This is a genomic window from Myxococcaceae bacterium JPH2, assembly GCA_016458225.1.
Classification (GTDB): domain Bacteria; phylum Myxococcota; class Myxococcia; order Myxococcales; family Myxococcaceae; genus Citreicoccus.
The window spans coordinates 1-318 of record JAEMGR010000071.1; the positions used below are offsets into that span (position 1 = coordinate 1).

The window sequence follows — 318 nt, forward strand, 5'->3', positions numbered from 1 at the left end:
ACGCGTTCACGTAGCCGGAGTCGTAGTGCACCGTGCTGATGTACGTGTGGCCCAGGTTGTCGTACGAGTCGCGGTTGAAGTTCGTCTTGTAGCAGTTGTACGTGTAGCCCAGCATGTCGTAGTTCGCGTCCACGACCGCGTCGCCGGTGGCCGCCTGGCCCTCGCTGCGCTTCAGCGTACCGGGCTGCACCACCTGGTTGTTCGCCGAGTACACCTGGCGGACCAGCGCGGTGTGGATCTCCGGAACGTTCTGCGCGATGGAGGCGTCCGCGGCGTTCACGTACACGCGGTTGCGCAGGGGCATGCCCTCGCCCTGGC

1 protein-coding gene is annotated in these 318 nt (G+C 65.4%); it reads right to left on the reverse strand.

Annotated elements, in window-relative coordinates; translation table 11 throughout:
- On the reverse strand, window positions 1-318 hold a 318-nt coding region (locus JGU66_36080; GenBank protein ID MBJ6766195.1), incomplete at both ends, for a peptidase M4.